At 62.7% G+C, this 18,019-nt stretch carries 14 protein-coding genes; 5 read left to right on the plus strand and 9 right to left on the minus strand.

Annotation, left to right across the window (positions count from 1 at the left end; all coding sequences use genetic code 11):
* Positions 1-142: 142 nt before the first annotated feature.
* Both P3T42_RS23205 and P3T42_RS23210 read right to left on the minus strand, forming a co-directional pair.
* The gene (locus tag P3T42_RS23205; protein ID WP_429307358.1) at positions 143-343 is read right to left on the minus strand and encodes a hypothetical protein; all 201 of its coding nucleotides are present in this window, start codon (positions 341-343) and stop codon (positions 143-145) included.
* Between the two features lie 383 nt (positions 344-726).
* Positions 727-1,296 carry a pseudouridine synthase gene (locus tag P3T42_RS23210; protein WP_074300588.1) on the minus strand — a complete coding sequence of 190 codons (570 nt, stop codon included), beginning with the start codon at positions 1,294-1,296 and terminating at the stop codon, positions 727-729.
* 355 nt (positions 1,297-1,651) lie between these two features.
* Here P3T42_RS23210 and icd point away from each other — a divergent pair, with 355 nt between their 5' ends.
* The 3 genes from icd (at position 1,652) to P3T42_RS23225 (ending at position 6,752) form a co-directional block, all read left to right on the plus strand.
* Entirely contained in the window at positions 1,652-2,908 is a 1,257-nt protein-coding gene (gene icd, locus P3T42_RS23215) for an NADP-dependent isocitrate dehydrogenase (RefSeq protein WP_074300587.1), read from the plus strand.
* A gap of 613 nt (positions 2,909-3,521) precedes the next feature.
* Positions 3,522-4,349 (plus strand): hypothetical protein, encoded by an 828-nt coding sequence (locus tag P3T42_RS23220; RefSeq protein WP_074300586.1) that lies wholly within the window; start codon positions 3,522-3,524, stop codon positions 4,347-4,349.
* A 690-nt stretch (positions 4,350-5,039) separates the two neighbouring features.
* A complete protein-coding gene (locus tag P3T42_RS23225) occupies positions 5,040-6,752 on the plus strand; it encodes a multicopper oxidase family protein (protein ID WP_429307359.1) in 1,713 nt (570 codons plus the stop codon).
* Positions 6,753-6,881: 129 nt separating this feature from the next.
* On the opposite strand, the gene cspD is transcribed toward P3T42_RS23225, so the two are convergent.
* Complete coding sequence (gene cspD, locus P3T42_RS23230; protein ID WP_017776809.1) at positions 6,882-7,088, minus strand: cold shock domain-containing protein CspD; 207 nt, start codon at positions 7,086-7,088, stop codon at positions 6,882-6,884.
* A gap of 653 nt (positions 7,089-7,741) precedes the next feature.
* Here cspD and clpS point away from each other — a divergent pair.
* Both clpS and clpA read left to right on the plus strand, forming a co-directional pair.
* The gene (gene clpS / locus P3T42_RS23235) at positions 7,742-8,056 is read left to right on the plus strand and encodes an ATP-dependent Clp protease adapter ClpS (RefSeq protein ID WP_074300583.1); all 315 of its coding nucleotides are present in this window, start codon (positions 7,742-7,744) and stop codon (positions 8,054-8,056) included.
* Positions 8,053-10,350, plus strand: coding sequence for an ATP-dependent Clp protease ATP-binding subunit ClpA (gene clpA, locus P3T42_RS23240; protein ID WP_074300582.1), 2,298 nt, complete (start codon positions 8,053-8,055; stop codon positions 10,348-10,350). The genes clpS and clpA overlap by 4 nt, the downstream gene beginning before the upstream one ends.
* 137 nt (positions 10,351-10,487) lie before the next feature.
* On the opposite strand, the gene dut is transcribed toward clpA, so the two are convergent.
* The 6 genes from dut to P3T42_RS23270 form a co-directional block, all read right to left on the minus strand.
* Positions 10,488-10,934 (minus strand): dUTP diphosphatase, encoded by a 447-nt coding sequence (gene dut, locus P3T42_RS23245; protein WP_429307360.1) that lies wholly within the window; start codon positions 10,932-10,934, stop codon positions 10,488-10,490.
* 47 nt (positions 10,935-10,981) lie between these two features.
* Positions 10,982-11,983 (minus strand): LLM class flavin-dependent oxidoreductase, encoded by a 1,002-nt coding sequence (locus tag P3T42_RS23250; RefSeq protein ID WP_074300580.1) that lies wholly within the window; start codon positions 11,981-11,983, stop codon positions 10,982-10,984.
* A gap of 62 nt (positions 11,984-12,045) precedes the next feature.
* The gene (coaBC, locus tag P3T42_RS23255; RefSeq protein WP_074300579.1) at positions 12,046-13,260 is read right to left on the minus strand and encodes a bifunctional phosphopantothenoylcysteine decarboxylase/phosphopantothenate--cysteine ligase CoaBC; all 1,215 of its coding nucleotides are present in this window, start codon (positions 13,258-13,260) and stop codon (positions 12,046-12,048) included.
* A 62-nt stretch (positions 13,261-13,322) separates the two neighbouring features.
* A complete protein-coding gene (gene lspA / locus P3T42_RS23260; RefSeq protein ID WP_074300578.1) occupies positions 13,323-13,823 on the minus strand; it encodes a signal peptidase II in 501 nt (166 codons plus the stop codon).
* On the minus strand, positions 13,823-16,660 hold the full coding sequence (ileS, locus tag P3T42_RS23265; protein ID WP_429307361.1) for an isoleucine--tRNA ligase: 2,838 nt from the start codon (positions 16,658-16,660) through the stop codon (positions 13,823-13,825). The genes lspA and ileS overlap by 1 nt, the downstream gene beginning before the upstream one ends.
* A 174-nt stretch (positions 16,661-16,834) precedes the next feature.
* On the minus strand, positions 16,835-17,830 hold the full coding sequence (locus P3T42_RS23270) for a bifunctional riboflavin kinase/FAD synthetase (RefSeq protein ID WP_429307362.1): 996 nt from the start codon (positions 17,828-17,830) through the stop codon (positions 16,835-16,837).
* Between the last annotated feature and the right edge of the window lie 189 nt (positions 17,831-18,019).

Genomic DNA, 18,019 nt, shown 5'->3' on the forward strand with positions numbered 1-18,019 from the left:
CAGGAAATTAACCCGCGCATGTTACGCGAGCGCGTCAGAGCACGTCAAAAACAAAAAGGCAGATCGCCTTGCGGTGATCTGCCTTTCAACGCCGTAAGAACGGCAAGTGCTGCTAGTTCTTGACTGCGTTTTTACAACAAACTTACTCCGAAGCGCCCGAAGCTGCAGCAGCTGCTGCTGCCTTCTTCTTCGATGCCTTCTTGTGTGCTGCCTTCTTCGTGGTCTTCTTTGCCGACGAAGCTGCTGCTGCCGGAGCTGCCGAAGCTGCGACCGGTGCCGAAGCTTGTGCGAATGCTGCCGTTGCGAAGAGGCCAGCGACCAGAGCGGCGATCAGTTTGTTCATTTTGTGAATCCTCAGCTTTAGTTAATTAACCAAATGACCCGGTTATATATGAGTCATGTCGGTAAACGTGCCATCCACCTTTCGGTTGACAGCCGCATCAACAAATTTTCGTGACGCGTCTGCTAGCGCTCGGACTCCCTGCACTGACCGCAAGAACGGCTTGCACAAAGGCCCTCAAGGCTGAATGCCGGATAGCTTCGGGCGGCATCTGCGTCGAATAACGCGTGAACTCGCGACGCGGTTGACGCAAATTTTCGGGAATATTTATTCCGCCGCGATGTAAAGGCCAATGGCGCCCGGCAAAGCGCCGCAATGGAAATGACACAAATAAAAAATGCTTGCGGATACAACGGTTTAGCGGGGATTTGCCTAAACCTTAAGCATCAGCGGATGCCGTCCCACGGTGCGCGCGGAGCGAGGTCGAGCGAGGCGCCGGGCTCAAGGCCGAGCGAAAAAATATCGAGCGCGCCGATGCCCACACGCACGAGCCTCAGAGTGGGGAAGCCGACGGCCGCCGTCATGCGGCGGACCTGACGGTTCTTGCCTTCGGTGATCGACAGTTCGATCCAGGTGGTGGGGATCGCCGCGCGAAAACGAATGGGCGGATTGCGCGGCCAGAGGGTCGCGGGCGGTTCGATCAGTTGGGCATGACAGGGACGTGTCACAAAGTCGCCGAGATCGACGCCGCTTGCGAGCTTCGTGAGCACCGCCTGATCCGGCGCACCTTCGACCTGGGCCCAGTAGCGCTTGACGAGCTTGTGACGCGGCTCGGCGATGCGCGCCTGCAGCGTGCCGTCGTCGGTGAGCAGCAGCAGGCCTTCGCTATCGGAATCGAGGCGGCCGGCCGGATAGACGCCGGGGACCTTGACCCAATCCGCAAGCGACGCGCGGGTTTCGTGCGGCGAGAACTGGCAGATGGTGCCGAACGGCTTGTTGAGGGCAAGGAGGCGCATGCGGAATCCGGCGGACACCGGCCGGTTTGGGTGTCTCTCCCGGCGCCGGCTGGCACCCGTTCGACGCCCGGCTGGGCAGGTTGTGTGGCAAATGGCGGGATAATAATGCATAATCGGCCACGGTAGATCTTATGTCTTATATAAGACATAAGACACCGATGCTCTCTCCGAATCCCGCTATCGTTGCCTCGCCCTGCCTGAAAACCCCAGGCCGCGGCCGGCGCCTGTGGTCTTCACCGTGGGCTAGAATGGCCGTTCGGCCGCTTGCAGGCGTTCGGCATTGCGCGTAACGAGGAGCGCCCAGTTCCGCAGTCCCCATCTGCTTCACCAGAACAGCCATCACTGGAGTCCGATCATGCCGTATCAGCACATCAAGGTTCCGACGGGCGGAGACAAGATCACTGTCAACGCAGACTACTCGCTCAATGTTTCTGACCAACCGATCATTCCGTACATCGAAGGCGACGGTACGGGTACCGACATCACGCCGGTCATGATCAAGGTGGTCGATGCGGCGGTCGAGAAAGCCTACGCCGGCAAGAAGAAGATCCATTGGATGGAAGTCTTTGCCGGCGAGAAGGCGACCCGTGTCTATGGTCCGGACGTGTGGCTGCCGGAAGAAACGCTGGCCGTGGTGAAGGAATACGTGGTGTCGATCAAGGGCCCGCTCACAACGCCGGTGGGCGGTGGCATCCGCTCGCTGAACGTGGCGCTGCGCCAGGAACTGGATCTGTACGTCTGCCTGCGCCCGGTGCAGTACTTCAAGGGCGTGCCTTCGCCGGTGCGTGAACCGGAAAAGACCAACATGGTGATCTTCCGCGAGAACTCGGAAGACATCTACGCCGGTATCGAATGGGCTGCGGGTTCCGAACAGGCCAAGAAGGTCATCAAGTTCCTGCGCGAAGAAATGGGTGTGAAGAAGATCCGTTTCCCGGAGACGTCGGCCATCGGCATCAAGCCGGTGTCGCAGGAGGGCACGGAACGTCTGGTGCGCAAGGCGCTTCAGTACGCGATCGACAACGATCGCCGCTCGCTCACGCTGGTGCACAAGGGCAACATCATGAAGTTCACCGAAGGCGCGTTCCGTGACTGGGGCTACGCGCTGGCGCAGAAGGAATTCGGCGCGGAACTGGTGGACGGCGGCCCGTGGATGAAGTTCAAGAACCCGAAGACGGGTAGCGACATTGTCGTCAAGGACGTGATTGCCGACGCATTCCTGCAGCAGATCCTGCTGCGTCCGGCCGAATACGACGTGATCGCCACGCTGAACCTGAACGGCGACTACGTTTCGGATGCGCTCGCGGCGCAGGTGGGCGGTATCGGGATTGCGCCGGGCGCCAACCTGTCGGATTCGGTGGCGATGTTCGAAGCCACCCACGGCACGGCGCCGAAATACGCGGGCAAGGACTACGTGAATCCAGGCTCGGAAATTCTCTCGGCGGAAATGATGCTGCGCCACCTCGGCTGGTTCGAAGCGGCGGACATCATCATCAAGTCGATGGAAGCGTCGATTCTGCAAAAGCGCGTCACCTACGACTTCGCGCGTCTGATGGAAGGCGCGACGCAAGTGTCGTGTTCGGGCTTTGGTCAGGTGTTGATCGAGAATATGTGAGCGTGAAGTTCGGCTTGTTGCCGGCTCACTCAGAAACCCCGGTATGCCTGTGGCATCCGGGGTTTTTTAATCGAGCGTGTATCACGCGGCCTCGAGCGCCACGCGCGGATGCAGGCCGGCGCGTACCGCGAGCGTGATCAGCATGTCCAGGTGGATGCGACCTCGTTACCTTCCGGCGATTCCTTATGGATGACGAAATATCCGGCGAAGGAATGAGGCTCAGACTGACGGTCCGCCAGGCAATGCGCCATCGCAATCGCCGCTGTCGCCACTGCGACGAATTGTCGCAGTGGGTATCCAGTACTCCATCTCACAAACGAGCTTCGCAGACCCCACAACGGTTGCTCTGCATCACTCGACGCATCAGCTCCCATGTTTTAATGCCCTGTTCATAAATAAAAATAATTCGGTATTCTTAATTTTTCGTTTGAGTCCGATAGGACGGACTACAGGCCGATTGGTCATCTTAAAAAAACATCCTGATAAACCGCAGAGCCTCGGCTCGTATGGTTCGAAATCACCCCCTCTGATATAAGTTTGCGACTTTGGTACGTGCGTCGTCGGCGCTGGTTTGGCCGCACCATGGCGCGCTCGATATTCGAAGAGGAAGAGAATGACGGACGAGAAGATTCGCGCGAATGTTTATGTGGCGACACCCAGCTATGGCTCGGTGGTCGCGACGGACTATGTCCTTGGCCTCCTTGACCTGTACGAGACCTCCGAGCGTTATGGGTTCGGTCTGCAGACGCATTTCAACAGCTTCGATAGCCTCATTACTCGCGCCCGCAACACGATGGTCGCCGAGTTCCTCGCGGACAGCCGCTTCACGCATCTGATGTGGATCGACGGCGACATCGGTTTCAAGGGTGCCGACGTGGTGCGGCTTCTGAAGGCGGACCGGCCGGTGGTGGCGGGCGTGTATCCGCTGAAATCGGACGGCTGGCCGCGTTCCGGTTTGTCCGAACCTTTGGCGGTCGGCACCACCAAGGCCGATTTTCAGGCCCGCTTCGCGACTTACCCGGCCGTGGCGCGCACCGGCAAGCTCGAGCCCGACGCGGATGGCTTTCTGGATGTCCTCTACGCGCCCACCGGATTCATGCTCATCAAGCGCGAGGTGTTTCGCGCCTTGATCCAGCGCTTTCCGGAGCTTCACTGCCGCACGCGGATGCAGGGTCGCGAGGACGACGATGCGGGCGTGGCGGCGTCTCTTCACTATTCGTTCTTCGACACGATGATCGATCCGCAAACGCGCGTGTACCTGTCCGAGGACTACGCGTTCTGCCGGCGCATCGAGAGCATTGGCATCACGCCGGCGGTCGATACGCGGTCGAACTTTACCCATCAGGGTGTAGCCGTGTTTCGGGGCGATCTCGCGCGCAGTCTGAAACTGCAGCGCTCCGCGAGCCGTCTCGGGGCGAGGCAAGAGGGCGCTCGCCGGTAGCCTGAACGCACAAGCCCGACGCTGCAAGGCGGCCGGGGCTGCTGCGGCATGGTTTTGGCGTTGTTCGGTTGGCGCGCTCGTCAACGGGGTATCAGGAGGTCATGCACTCTGCGCTATGATGCTTCGATCCACCACCCGCACACGCGACGCGCGACACCTTCCGCCATGATCTGTCTCGGGCGATTACTCATCGTGCTTTCCCTTGCCTTGCTAGCCATGCAAGGCGCGTTTGCACACGAGCATGTCATGCCTATGCAGGGCAAAGGCGTTGCCATGCAGATGGCGGGAGTCGCGAGCAATCGGGGCGCGTTGTTGCATAGCGCGCCCAGCTTGTCTTTCCACTGTGAAACGGCGGTGGCGGGAGAGCCGCTTTGTGGTCGCGATCATGGCCACTGCGCCTGCTGCATGTCTGCGTGCGGCGTTCATTGCGGTGCTGTGTTAACCACCGCGCGTTTCGAACCGCGTTCACTCGACACCACGCTTCCTCCGCCGTTTGCCGAGCCACGGCGTGACGGCGTGACCCACGCTCCTCCTGTACCGCCGCCCATCGGCTGATCGTTTCCGGCGTCGCCTGTCCATGATCATGTACAGACGACGCTTGCTGACCCGTATGGCCCGCCATGCGGGCCCGGAATGATGGCGCGCCTTGAGCAGGCTGCTCTGCGCGTGCTCCAACAGAGGAAACGATCGATGATTCGCAGGGAATTTCTCGTCCGCGCGCTGAGTGTCGCCGCGGCGTCGCTGTTTGGACGTCATGCGCTTGCGCAAGACGCGGCGCATGGGATGCGCGACATGTCCGGCATGAGCGGCATGCAAGGCATGTCCGATATGCCGGGGATGCCCGGCATGGCGCAAGGCCGCACACCGGGCGCCGCGGCGCTGGCCGCGCCCGACGCGTTGCCGTCCGGCGCGCCGCTTGCCGCATTGCGCACGCTGGTCAACGAAAGCCGTGAGGCGGGCGTGTTCCGGGCCACGCTGGTCGCGCAACCGGCGCAACATACGCTCATGCCCGGCCACCCGACGACCTTCTGGCAGTACGGACAGGCCGGCGACCATCCGGACACCGCGGCCATGCAAGGCCAGGTTGTCGGACCGCTGATCGACGTGCGCGAGGGTGACACGGTTGAAATCCGCTTCGTGAACCGCTTGCCACAAGCGTCGACGATCCATTGGCACGGTTTGCCGGTGCCGCCGGACCAGGACGGCAATCCGTCGGACCCGGTCGCGCCGGGCGCCTCGCGCATCTACCGCTTCACACTGCCGCCGGGCAGCGCCGGCACTTACTGGTATCACCCTCATCCGCATATGATGTCGGCCGAACAGGTGTTTCGCGGACTCGCGGGGCCGATCGTGGTCCGCGCGGCCGTCGATCCGCTCGCCGGCTGGCCCGAGCGCCATCTGTTCTTCTCCGATCTGAAGCTCGCGAGCGACGGCACGATTGCGCCGAACGACATGATGGACTGGATGAACGGCCGCGAAGGGCAGTTCGTGCTGGTCAACGGCGCGCGGCGTCCGCTCATCGTGATGGCGGCGGACGAACGCTGGCGCGTATGGAATGCCTGCAATGCCCGTTATCTGAGATTGTCGCTAGGGGAGGGGCGCACCTTTACGCAGGTGGGGACGGACGGTGGCCTGCTGCAGCAGGCGCGCGAAGGTCTGACCGAGCTGTTGCTGGCGCCCGGCGAGCGTGCAGAGTTGATTGTCCGGAGCGTGGGGGGGACGCGCGAGGCCGGAGGGCAGCCGCAATCCGGCGAATCTGCGCAGCCAGACCGGTCCGCGATGTCTGCCCAGTCTGCGCGCGCAGTCCTGAGCGCCGAGGTCTACGACCGCCGCAAGATGGCCATGTCGCACGGCAGTCTGCCGCCCGATTCCGCCCACCCGCTTGCCGATGTGCAGTTCGAACCGCGCACGCCAAACGCGCCCGGTCGCGCGGTAGCCATTCCCACGACGCTGCGTGAGATCTCTCCACTCGGAGCGCCCGTCAGCCAAAAATCCGTGGTGTTTTCGGAGCGGATGGACATGGCCGCGATGCACCGTCCCGGCGCGTCCCGCAACGGCATGCCTGCCGGTATGACCTTCATGATCAACGGCGCGAGCTTCGATCCCCGGCGCATCACGCTGACCAGCCGCCGCGGCGAGGTCGAACGCTGGTCGATTGAAAACCGCACGGATATGGATCACCCGTTCCATCTGCACGGCACGCAATTTCAGATACTCGAGCGCGAACAGGCGGGTGTCGTGACGCCTGAGCCTTATCTGGCGTGGCGCGATACCGTCAACGTGCAACCGGGTGAAACGGTGCGCATCGCTACGATGCAGAACCAGGCGGGCGAGCGGATGTTCCACTGCCACATCCTCGAACACGAGGACCTCGGCATGATGGGCATGCTCAAAGTGATCTGACGGCGCGCCCCAACCGACCCGCGGATGGCCCGCGCGCAACGCCGGCAACGCGGGCCGCGCAAAACGCGTCCCCAGAATGAAGAAACCCGGCACGAAGCCGGGTTTCCAGGGTACGGGTATCGAACAGATTCAGGCAGCGGCCTGGATGTTCGATGCCTGCTTGCCTTTGGGGCCTTGCACGACCTCAAAGCTGACCTTTTGACCTTCCTTCAGGGTTTTGAACCCATTCATCTGGATGGCCGAAAAGTGTGCAAACAGATCCTCACCGCCTTCGTCGGGCGTAATGAATCCGAAACCTTTCGCGTCATTGAACCATTTGACCGTACCAGTTGCCATACCTACTTCCCCTGTAACTCATGACACCACCACGAGCCCTCGAAAAGCTTAACGGCCGCAGTCTGCAGCCGCTCCCTCCTCACAAGCTCACCATCGGCATTTTTTCGAATTTGTGGCTGACTGAAAAAAGTGCCAGCTTGATTGTTGAGGCTCTTTATTCGAGTGTCAAGAAAATTTTGAGACGCCTCCAACGGCGTTGCAAACATCCCATTTCCAGGGTTTTTACCGCTTTTCTTATGTGCGGTGGCGCAAGCGTCCCGTCTTGAAAAGTCGCATAATCGACTCACATGCTGTTCTGCGGGTCGGTGCTCCCGCAAGTCTTACCGTATCAGGATCAGGTGGCGCGCGAGCGCCCCGGACCTGTCTCTTCGCGCGGGGCCCCTCGGGGCCAGCAAACTTGGGGCAGCCCGGCGTTTTGCGGGAGGCTGCCGCGCACACGTTCAGCTTGCTGCGGCAGGTTGTGCGATACTCGATCCAAGTGCACTGCAACAGCAGAAGCAACGAAATTCCAGGAGGGCCGGCTCCGCAATCGGCTCCGTGCAAGGCGCACGCGTGACAGGCAGTGCCGTCATGTGGAGGCGAATGGGAACGCCGGCCAGCCGGTCGGGTTTTGACAGGATTGCGGGCCTGTGCGAGTTGTTTAGAATGGGTGTATGGCAATTATCCCGGACAAGCAGGACGGCACCGTACTGGAGCGGCAGGAAAAAAAGCTGAAACCGCCCTCCATGTATAAGGTGGTGCTGTTGAACGACGACTTCACGCCAATGGAATTTGTCGTGATGATCGTGCAGGAATACTTCAATAAAGATCGTGAAACCGCAACGCAGATTATGCTGAAGGTGCATCGCGAAGGCAGGGGAGTTTGTGGGGTCTATACGCGGGACATCGCGTCGACCAAAGTCGAGCAAGTCGTTACCCACGCACGGCAGGCCGGGCATCCGCTGCAGTGTGTGATGGAGGAAGCATGATTGCCCAGGAACTGGAAGTCAGCTTGCACATGGCGTTCATGGAAGCACGCCAGGCGCGGCACGAGTTCATTACGGTCGAACATCTTTTACTGGCCCTGTTGGACAATCCGACGGCGGCAGAGGTGTTACGCGCCTGCGCGGCCAACATCGAGGATCTGCGCCAGAACCTGCGCAACTTCATTCATGACAACACGCCAACCGTGCCTGGCACGGACGACGTCGACACGCAGCCCACGCTGGGTTTCCAGCGCGTGATCCAGCGTGCCATCATGCATGTGCAGTCCACCTCGAACGGCAAGAAGGAAGTGACCGGCGCGAACGTGCTGGTGGCGATCTTCGGCGAAAAGGATTCGCACGCGGTCTACTACCTGCAACAGCAGGGTGTGACGCGTCTGGACGTGGTGAATTTCATCTCGCACGGCATTGCCAAGACCAGCAGCACCGACGCCGCCAAGGCGAGCGATGCCAACGCCGAGTCTGACGAAGCGGCCGCGCAGAAAGAAACGCCGCTCGCCCAATTCACGCAGAATCTGAACCAGATGGCGAAAGACGGCCGCATCGATCCGCTGATCGGTCGCGAGTCGGAAGTCGAGCGCGTGGTGCAGGTGCTGTGCCGCCGGCGCAAGAACAATCCGCTACTGGTCGGTGAGGCCGGCGTCGGCAAGACGGCGATCGCCGAAGGGCTCGCCTGGCGCATTACGCGCGGCGAAGTGCCGGATATTCTGGCCGACGCCCAGGTGTACTCGCTCGACATGGGCGCGTTGCTGGCCGGCACGAAGTATCGCGGCGATTTCGAGCAACGTCTGAAGACGGTCCTCAAGGAATTGAAGGAACGTCCGCATGCCATCCTGTTCATCGACGAAATTCATACGCTGATCGGCGCGGGCGCGGCCTCGGGCGGTACGCTGGACGCGTCGAATCTGCTGAAGCCGGCGTTGTCGTCGGGCACGCTCAAGTGCATCGGCGCGACGACGTTCACCGAATACCGCGGCATCTTCGAAAAAGATGCGGCCCTGTCACGCCGCTTCCAGAAAGTGGATGTGACCGAGCCGACCGTCGAACAGACGGTGGCGATCCTGCGCGGCCTGAAGTCGCGCTTCGAAGAGCATCACGGCGTGAAGTACTCGTCGGGTGCGCTGTCGGCGGCTGCTGAGCTGTCGGCACGCTTCATCACGGATCGTCATCTGCCGGACAAGGCCATCGACGTGATCGACGAAGCCGGCGCGGCACAACGCATCCTGCCGAAGTCGAAGCAGAAGAAGACCATCGGCAAGGGCGAGATTGAGGAAATCATCTCGAAGATCGCGCGTGTCCCGCCGCAAAGCGTGTCGCAAGACGATCGCAGCAAGCTGCAGACGCTGGACCGCGACCTGAAGAGTGTGGTGTTCGGGCAAGACCCGGCCATCGACGCACTGTCGGCCGCGATCAAGATGGCGCGCGCAGGCCTCGGCAAGCTGGACAAGCCGATCGGCGCGTTCCTGTTCTCCGGTCCGACGGGTGTCGGCAAGACCGAAGTGGCGAAGCAACTGGCGTTCACGCTGGGTATCGAGCTGATCCGCTTTGACATGTCCGAGTACATGGAGCGTCATGCGGTGAGCCGTTTGATCGGCGCGCCGCCGGGCTATGTCGGTTTCGATCAGGGCGGTCTGCTGACCGAAGCCGTGACGAAGAAGCCGCATTGCGTGCTGCTGCTCGACGAAATCGAAAAGGCGCATCCGGACATCTACAACGTGCTGCTGCAGGTGATGGACCACGGCACGCTGACGGACAACAACGGTCGCAAGGCAGATTTCCGCAACGTCATCATCATCATGACGACGAACGCGGGTGCCGAGGCAATGGGCAAGTCGGTGATCGGCTTCACGACGCGCCGCGAAACCGGCGACGAAATGGTCGACATCAAGCGCATGTTCACGCCGGAGTTCCGTAACCGTCTGGACGCAACCATCAGCTTCCGCTCGCTCGATGAGGAAATCATCATGCGTGTGGTCGACAAGTTCCTGATGCAGCTCGAAGACCAGTTGCACGAGAAGAAGGTGGACGCGCTCTTCACCGACGCGCTGCGCAAGCATCTCGCCAAGCACGGTTTCGATCCGCTGATGGGCGCGCGTCCGATGCAGCGTCTGATCCAGGACACGATCCGTCGTGCACTGGCGGACGAACTGCTGTTCGGCAAGCTGATGAGCGGCGGCCGCGTGACGGTCGACGTGGATGCGGAAGACAAGGTGCAGCTCACGTTCGACGAGCAACCGGCGCCGCGTAATCCGAATCCGGAGGCGATCGAAGTCGAATAAGCGCTTAGCGCTACGTAGCTAGCAAAGCAAAACGGCGCGGGCCTAAAAGCCCACGCCGTTTTTTTATGCGCGTCAGTCAGATAAGCGCGGTGCCAACTGTACCGCCTCTGCCAGGTACGAGCGCTTTGGAAAAAACCTCAGTGCTTGCCGGTACTCCCGAACCCACCCACGCCACGCTCGCTGGTTTCGAAATCGTCGACGATGTTGAATTCGGCCTGCACCACCGGCACGATCACGAGTTGCGCCAGCCGCTCCATCGGATTCAGCGTGAACGTGGTCTGTCCGCGATTCCATGTCGAGATCATCAGTTGCCCCTGGTAATCCGAGTCGATCAGCCCCACCAGATTACCGAGCACGATACCGTGCTTATGTCCCAGCCCCGAGCGCGGCAGGATCAGCGCTGCATATCCCGAATCGCCCACGTGAATTGCCAGACCCGTCGGCACCAGCGCCGTTTCGCCGGGTTGCAGCGTCAGCGGTTCGTCGAGGCACGCGCGCAGATCGAGGCCCGCGCTACCGGTCGTGGCGTATGCCGGGAGTTGGTCGCGCATGCGCGCGTCGAGAATCTTCAGGTCGAGTTTCATGCAGTTCGAATCAATGGGTGGGAAGAGGGGAAAGGCTCAGCGTTGCTTTAGCGTCCGAGCTGGAACGCGTCGGCAAGAAGTTCGTACGAACGCAGCCGCGCGCGGTAACTGCCCGCTACGGTCAGCACCACCAGTTCGTCGGCCTGGAACTGCGCCTGCAGGTCGAGCATGCGCTCGGTCACCTGCTCCGGCGTGCCGATGATGCTGCGTGGCTTCTCGCGGTCGATCACCAGCTTTTCGCGTTCGCCGTACTCCTGGGCAAGGCCTTGTTCGATGTTGGGAATCGGTGCGTTCAGACCATAGGCCATCTGCACGCGGCGCAGATCGACGGCTTTTTCCAGATCGGCCGCTTCCTGTTCGGTGTCGGCGCAGATCACGAATACAGCGGCGGCCAGATAGGGCTGCGCTTCGTTACCGGCCTTGAAGCGCTCGCGATACGCGTGCGCCACCTGATGGCCGAAATGCGCGTTGATGAAATGCGCGAACGCGAAGCGAATGCCGAGTTGCGCGGCGAGCAGTCCACCGAATTCGCTCGAACCCAGCACCCATAACTGCGGGCGAGTCTCGACCTGCGGCTGCAGCAGCACACCCTGTGCGACGTGATCGGCCGGCAGCGTGCCCTTCATCAGCCCGACCAGATCGGCGACCTGCTGCGGGAAGATGTCGCCACGGTTGTAGTCGCCGGCGGCGACGGCCTGTGCCGTGCGCATATCGCCGCCAGGCGCGCGGCCGACGCCGAGGTCGATGCGATTGGGAAACAGCGCTTCGAGCATCATGAACTGCTCGGCGACCTTGAACGGGCTGTAGTACGGCAGCATCACGCCGCCGGAGCCGAGGCGAATCCGTTGCGTGACGCTGCCAAGGCGCGCCAGCATCACCTCGGGGCAGGGGTTCGACACGCCGCGCAGCCCGTGATGCTCGGCGCACCAGTAGCGCGTGTAGCCGAGATCGTCGGCGAGTTGCGCGAGTTCAACGGTGGCGGCGATGGCGTCCGCCACTGAGTGCCCGTCGATCACGGGCGTTTGATCGAGCACGGATAGTAGCGTCATGACAGTACTGCTCCAGTGTGACTCAAGGTTCCGGCAAAGAGGACTGCTCAGTTGCCCGAGCGTTACCGGATCAGGCTCGTATCGGGCAACCGCTTCGCGATTTCGGCAATCAATGCGCTCGCAAGCGCCTGCTTGTCCGCGCGCGGCAGCTTCGTCGCGGCGCCGGCCTCGAACAGGACCACTTCGTTGTCGTCGAGGCCGAAGGTCAATGGGCCCAGATTGCCGATCAGCAGCGGCACATTCTTGCGCACGCGCTTTTCTTCGCCGTGGACTTCCAGGTCGCCGCTTTCCGCCGCAAAACCGACGCAGAAAGGCGGGTGAGGCAGCTTCGCCACTGCGGCAAGGATGTCCGGATTTTCGACGAAGCTGAACGTGGGCATGGCACGCTCAGCGGTCTTCTTGATCTTGTGTTCGCTGACATGATCGACGCGCCAGTCGGCGACCGCCGCCACGCCGATAAAGATGTCGTAGTCGGGCACGGCGCGCATCACCGCATCGTGCATCTGCTGCGCGGTTTGCACGTCCTCGCGGATCACGCCCCACGGTGTTTCGAGCGCGACCGGACCGGCTACCAGATGCACGTCGGCGCCGGCCTGCTGGGCCGCGCGCGCCAGCGCGAAACCCATCTTGCCGCTCGAGCGGTTGGTGATGCCGCGCACCGGATCCAGCGGTTCGAAGGTGGGGCCGGCGGTCAGCAGCACGCGGCGGCCGGCGAGAATCTTCGGCTGGAAGAACGAAGCGATCGCCTCGTAGGTGGCGGCGGCTTCGAGCATCCGGCCATCGCCCACTTCACCGCAGGCTTGCGGACCGGAATCCGGCCCGAGCACTTCAACGCCGTCCGCGCGCAGTTGCGCGACGTTGCGCTGAGTGGCCGGGTTTTGCCACATCTGACGGTTCATCGCCGGCACGACCAGCAGCGGACAATCGCGTGCGACGCACAGCGTCGACAGCAGGTCGTCGGCCATGCCATGTGCCAGCTTGGCGAGGAAATCGGTCGAAGCCGGCGCAATCACGATCGCATCCGCTTCACGCGACAGGTCGATGTGCGCCATGTTGTTCGGCACGCGCCCGTCCCACTGGCTGCTGTAGACCGGACGGCCCGATAGCGCCTGCATGGTGACGGGCGTGATGAATTGCGTCGCCGCTTCGGTCATGACGACCTGCACGGTTGCGCCTGCCTTGGTCAGCAGACGCGTGAGTTCGGCGATCTTGTAGCAGGCAATCCCGCCGGAGAGGCCGAGGACGAGATGTTTTCCTGCGAGTTCTGCGGTTGCCAACGCAAGCCTCCGAGACAAAGCATGATGGCCGGCCAGGCGCGCCAGCCCCGAAACTCGCGGCGTTAGCGCGAGCCGCGCACGCGCCGCAATTCGTCGAGTACGAGCAGTATCGCGCCGATCGTAATCGCGCTGTCGGCGAGGTTGAACGCCGGCCAGTGCCAGCTGCCCACGTGAAAATCGAGGAAGTCGATCACGTGGCCATAAGCCAGCCGGTCGATCACGTTACCGAGCGCCCCGCCGAGAATCAGCGCCAGGGCGGTGCAGAACAGCTTCTGCCCGCCGTGACGCTTGAGCAGGTAGCAAATCACCAGCGCCGCGACCACGCCAAGGCCCGTGAAGGCCCAGCGCTGCCAACCACCCGCCATGGCGAGGAAGCTGAAGGCGGCGCCGCGGTTGTACACCAGAATGAGGTTGAAAAACGGCGCGACCGCATGCGGGACGCCGTAGGCAAACACCTTCTGGATAGCGATTTTCGTGAGCTGATCAAACAGGATGACGATCAGCGCCACGCCAAGCCACGGTGCCAGCGAACCGCTGGCGGGTTTCGACAGGGTTCTTGCCATTATGCCGCGCTCCTCGTTTCACCGCTTCCGAACAGGTTGCTGAAGCACCGGCCGCACAGCGTGGGGTGCTCAGCGTTCTCGCCGACGTCCGCGCGGTAGTGCCAGCAGCGTTCGCACTTCAGATACCTCGAGGCGCTCACTTCGACGCCTTCGTCCGCTTCGCTCGCCACCTTCACGACCGTCGCCGAGGACGTGATCAGCACGAACTTCAGATCCGCGCCGAGGCTCGCCAGCGCGTCATGACGCGCGCCGCTCGCGCGGATTTCGACTTCCGCCTGCAGCGACGAGCCGATCAGGTTCGCGACGCGCGCTTCTTCCAGCGCCTTGGTGACGTCGCTGCGCACCGCGCGCAGCAGCGTCCACTTGTCGAGCAGCGCGGCGGCATCCGCGACTTCCGGATAGGCGTGATACGTCTCCGTGAAGATGGTTTCGCTGTTCGGCTGGAACACCTTCCACGCTTCTTCCGCGGTGAACGACAGGAACGGCGCCATGATGCGCAGCAGGCCGTGGGCGATGTGATACAGCGCGGTCTGTGCGGCGCGGCGGGCGACGGAATCGGCCGCCGTGGTGTACAGGCGGTCCTTCAGCACGTCGAGGTAGAAACCGCCGAGGTCTTCCGAGCAGAACGTCTGCAGCTTGGCCACGACCGGGTGGAACTCGTACTTGTCGTAGTGCGCGAGGATGTCCGTCTGCAGATTGGCCGACAGCGCCACCGCATAACGGTCGATCTCGAGCCAGTCTTCTTCCGGACGCGCGTGTTTCTCGAAGTCGAAGTCCGACAGATTCGCGAGCAGGAAGCGCAGCGTATTGCGGATGCGGCGGTAGCCTTCCGTCACGCGCTTCAGGATTTCCTCGGAGATAGCCAGCTCGCCCGAGTAGTCGGTCGAAGCGATCCACAGGCGGATGATTTCCGCGCCGAGACGGTTCGCGACTTCCTCCGGATCGATGCCGTTGCCAAGCGACTTGCTCATCTTGCGGCCTTCGCCGTCGACGGTGAAGCCGTGCGTCAGCAGCGCGTTGTACGGCGGCCGGCCGTCGAGCATCGACGCCGTCAGCAGCGACGAATGGAACCAGCCGCGGTGCTGGTCCGAGCCTTCCAGATACAGGTCGGCCGGGAACTGCAGCTCGTCCTTGTGCGAGCCGCGCAGTACGTGCCAATGCGTCGTGCCGGAATCGAACCACACGTCGAGCGTGTCGCGGTTCTTTTCGTACATGTTGGCGTCGTCGCCGAGCAGTTCGCGCGGATCGAGCGTTTGCCACGCTTCGATGCCGGCCTTCTCGACGCGTTGCGCGACTTCTTCGAGCAGCGCCAGCGTGCGCGGATGCAGCTCGCCGGTTTCCTTGTGCACGAAGAAGGCCATCGGCACGCCCCATTGGCGTTGGCGCGACAGCGTCCAGTCAGGACGGTTGGCGATCATGCTGAACAGACGCTGCTTGCCCCACGACGGATAGAACGCCGTGTTCTCGATACCTTCCAGAGCGGTTTCGCGCAGCGTCTTGTCGGTGTCGTTCGGCTTCACGTCCATGCCGGCGAACCACTGCGAGGTGGCGCGGTAGATAATCGGCGTCTTGTGGCGCCAGCAGTGCATGTAGCTGTGCGTGTACTTTTCCGTGCGCAGCAGCGAGCCGGCCGCTTCAAGCGCTTCGACGATCTTCGGATTGGCCGCCCAGATGGACAGGCCGCCGAACAGCGCGAGCGATTCGATATAACGGCCGTCGCCCATCACCGGACTGACGATGTCCGAATCGGCCATGCCGTGCGCCTTGCACGACACGAAGTCTTCCACGCCATAGGCGGGCGACGAGTGCACGATGCCGGTGCCGGTTTCCGTCGTCACGTAGTCGCCGAGATAGACCGGCGCCGTGCGCTTGTAGCTCGGATGCGCCGAAGCGAGCGGGTGATGGAAACGCAGGTTGGCGAGCCTGGCGCCCGCGGTGGTGGCGACGACGCTGCCTTCGAGGCCGTATTGCTTGAGGCACGCTTCGACACGCTCTTGCGCGAGGATCAGCAGGCCGCGCGGCGTTTCCACCAGCGCGTAGACGATCTCCGGGTGGACGTTCAGCGCCTGGTTGGCGGGTATCGTCCACGGCGTCGTGGTCCAGATCACGATGCCGCCTTCGCTGCTCGGCAACGCCGCGAGGCCGAATGCTTGCGCGGTCTTTTCCGGCTCGGCGAAGGCGAACAGCACGTCGATGGTCGGATCGGTCTTGTCCTTGTACTCGACTTCCGCCTCAGCCAGCGCCGAGCCGCAGTCGAAACACCAGTTCACCGGCTTCAGGCCGCGGAACACGTAGCCCTTTTCGATGATCTTCGCGAGCGCGCGGATTTCGCCGGCTTCGTTCGTGAAGTTCATGGTCTTGTACGGGTTGTCCCACTCTCCGAGTACGCCCAGACGGCGGAAGCCGACCTTCTGCTTCTCGATCTGCTCGGTGGCGTAGGCGCGCGCTTTCTGCATGACCTCGGCGGCCGGCAGCGACTTGCCGAACTGCTTTTCGATCTGGATTTCGATCGGCATGCCGTGGCAGTCCCAGCCCGGCACGTAGGCCGCGTCGAAGCCCGCCATGTTGCGCGACTTGACGACCATGTCCTTGAGGATCTTGTTCACCGCGTGGCCGAGGTGGATGTCGCCGTTCGCATACGGCGGGCCGTCGTGCAGGATGAACTTCTTGCGGCCCTTGGAGGCGGCGCGGATCGTTTCGTAGACCTTGCGCTCCTGCCATTCCTTGACCCATTGCGGCTCGCGTTTGGGCAGGTCGCCACGCATCGGGAACGGCGTGTCGAGCAGGTTGACCGGGTATCGGGACTGCGGTTTCGAATCGGCTTTCTTGTTGCTCATGGTGTGGTCGCGGTGAATTCTTTCGATGCGCACTAAAGGCGCAATATGCGCACGATGCGCGGGGCGTTGCGCGCCCGGCAGGCAAGTCGCGTGATCCACGGACGCCCTTCGATGCGCGCGGCGGAGGGTACGTGCGACGCTTGATGCTGACAGCGCCGGCACGTACCGCGGCGGCTATCTAATTCGGTCGGTGGCTGAAGTGGCAAAGCCGGTGGAGCGGCTGCCCGGCGCGCCGGTGCCCACCGCCGCGAACCACGCACGCGCGTTGGCGACGTCGCGCGCAATGGCGGCGGTCAGCGTTTCGAGGTCGACGTACTTCTCCTCGTCACGCAGCTTCTTCAGAAATTCGACGCGTACGAGTTTGCCATACGCGTCGCCGTGCCAGTCGAGCAGGTGCACCTCGAGCAGCACGCGGCCGGAGTCGTCGACGGTGGGACGCAAGCCGAGGCTGGCGACGCCCGGCAACGGCTCCGCTGCGATGCCGTGCACGCGGACCACGAAAATCCCCGCCAGCGCCGGGCGCTTGTGGGCGATCGGCAGGTTCAGCGTGGGAAAGCCGAGGTCGCGGCCCAGCTTCATGCCGTGGACGACGTGGCCGCTGATCAGGTAATCGCGGCCCAGCGCGGCGCGCGCCGAGTCGAGGTCGCCGGCAATCAGGGCCGCGCGCACGCCGGAGCTGGAGATGCGCGCACCGGACGGATCCGCGACGGTGGCCATCTGTTCGACTTCGAAACCGTGCTGCAGGCCGGCGGCCTTGAGCGATTCGAAATCGCCCGCGCGCTTCGAGCCATAGCGGAAATCGTCGCCGATCATCACCCAGCGCGCGTGCAAGCCGTTGACGATGATCCGCTCGACGAACGCATCCGGCGACTGGCTGGCGAAGGTGTGGTTGAAATGCTCGACCACCACCCGGTCGACGCCATTGGTGCGCAGCGCCTCGAGCTTGTCGCGCAACATGGCGATCCGCGGCGGGGCGCCGGCCGGATTGAAGAATTCACGCGGGTGCGGCTCGAAGGTCATCACGCAAACGGGCAGGCCGCGGGCGTCGGCGGCGGCCCGCACATGGGCGAGCAAAGCCTGATGGCCGCGGTGGACACCGTCGAAGTTGCCGATGGTCAGTGCGCAGGGCGCACGACTCTCGGCATTGGGAAGACCGCGGAAGACTCTCACAATAGCGTGTTGGGCGACGTTGTGTGTGGGGACGGCGTGTAACGGCGACGTGTGACGGCGTCCATAACGGTAACGTATCATGCCGGACCGCAAGGGCGGCCGGCAGGGACGGACCGGACTCCGCAAAACACACGATTATAAACGCTCAAAGCAAGGCACGGCGGCGCAGCGCCGTTCCGGCGGTCCCCG

The organism is Paraburkholderia sp. GAS38, from assembly GCF_050434965.1.
Lineage (GTDB): Bacteria > Pseudomonadota > Gammaproteobacteria > Burkholderiales > Burkholderiaceae > Paraburkholderia > Paraburkholderia phenazinium_A.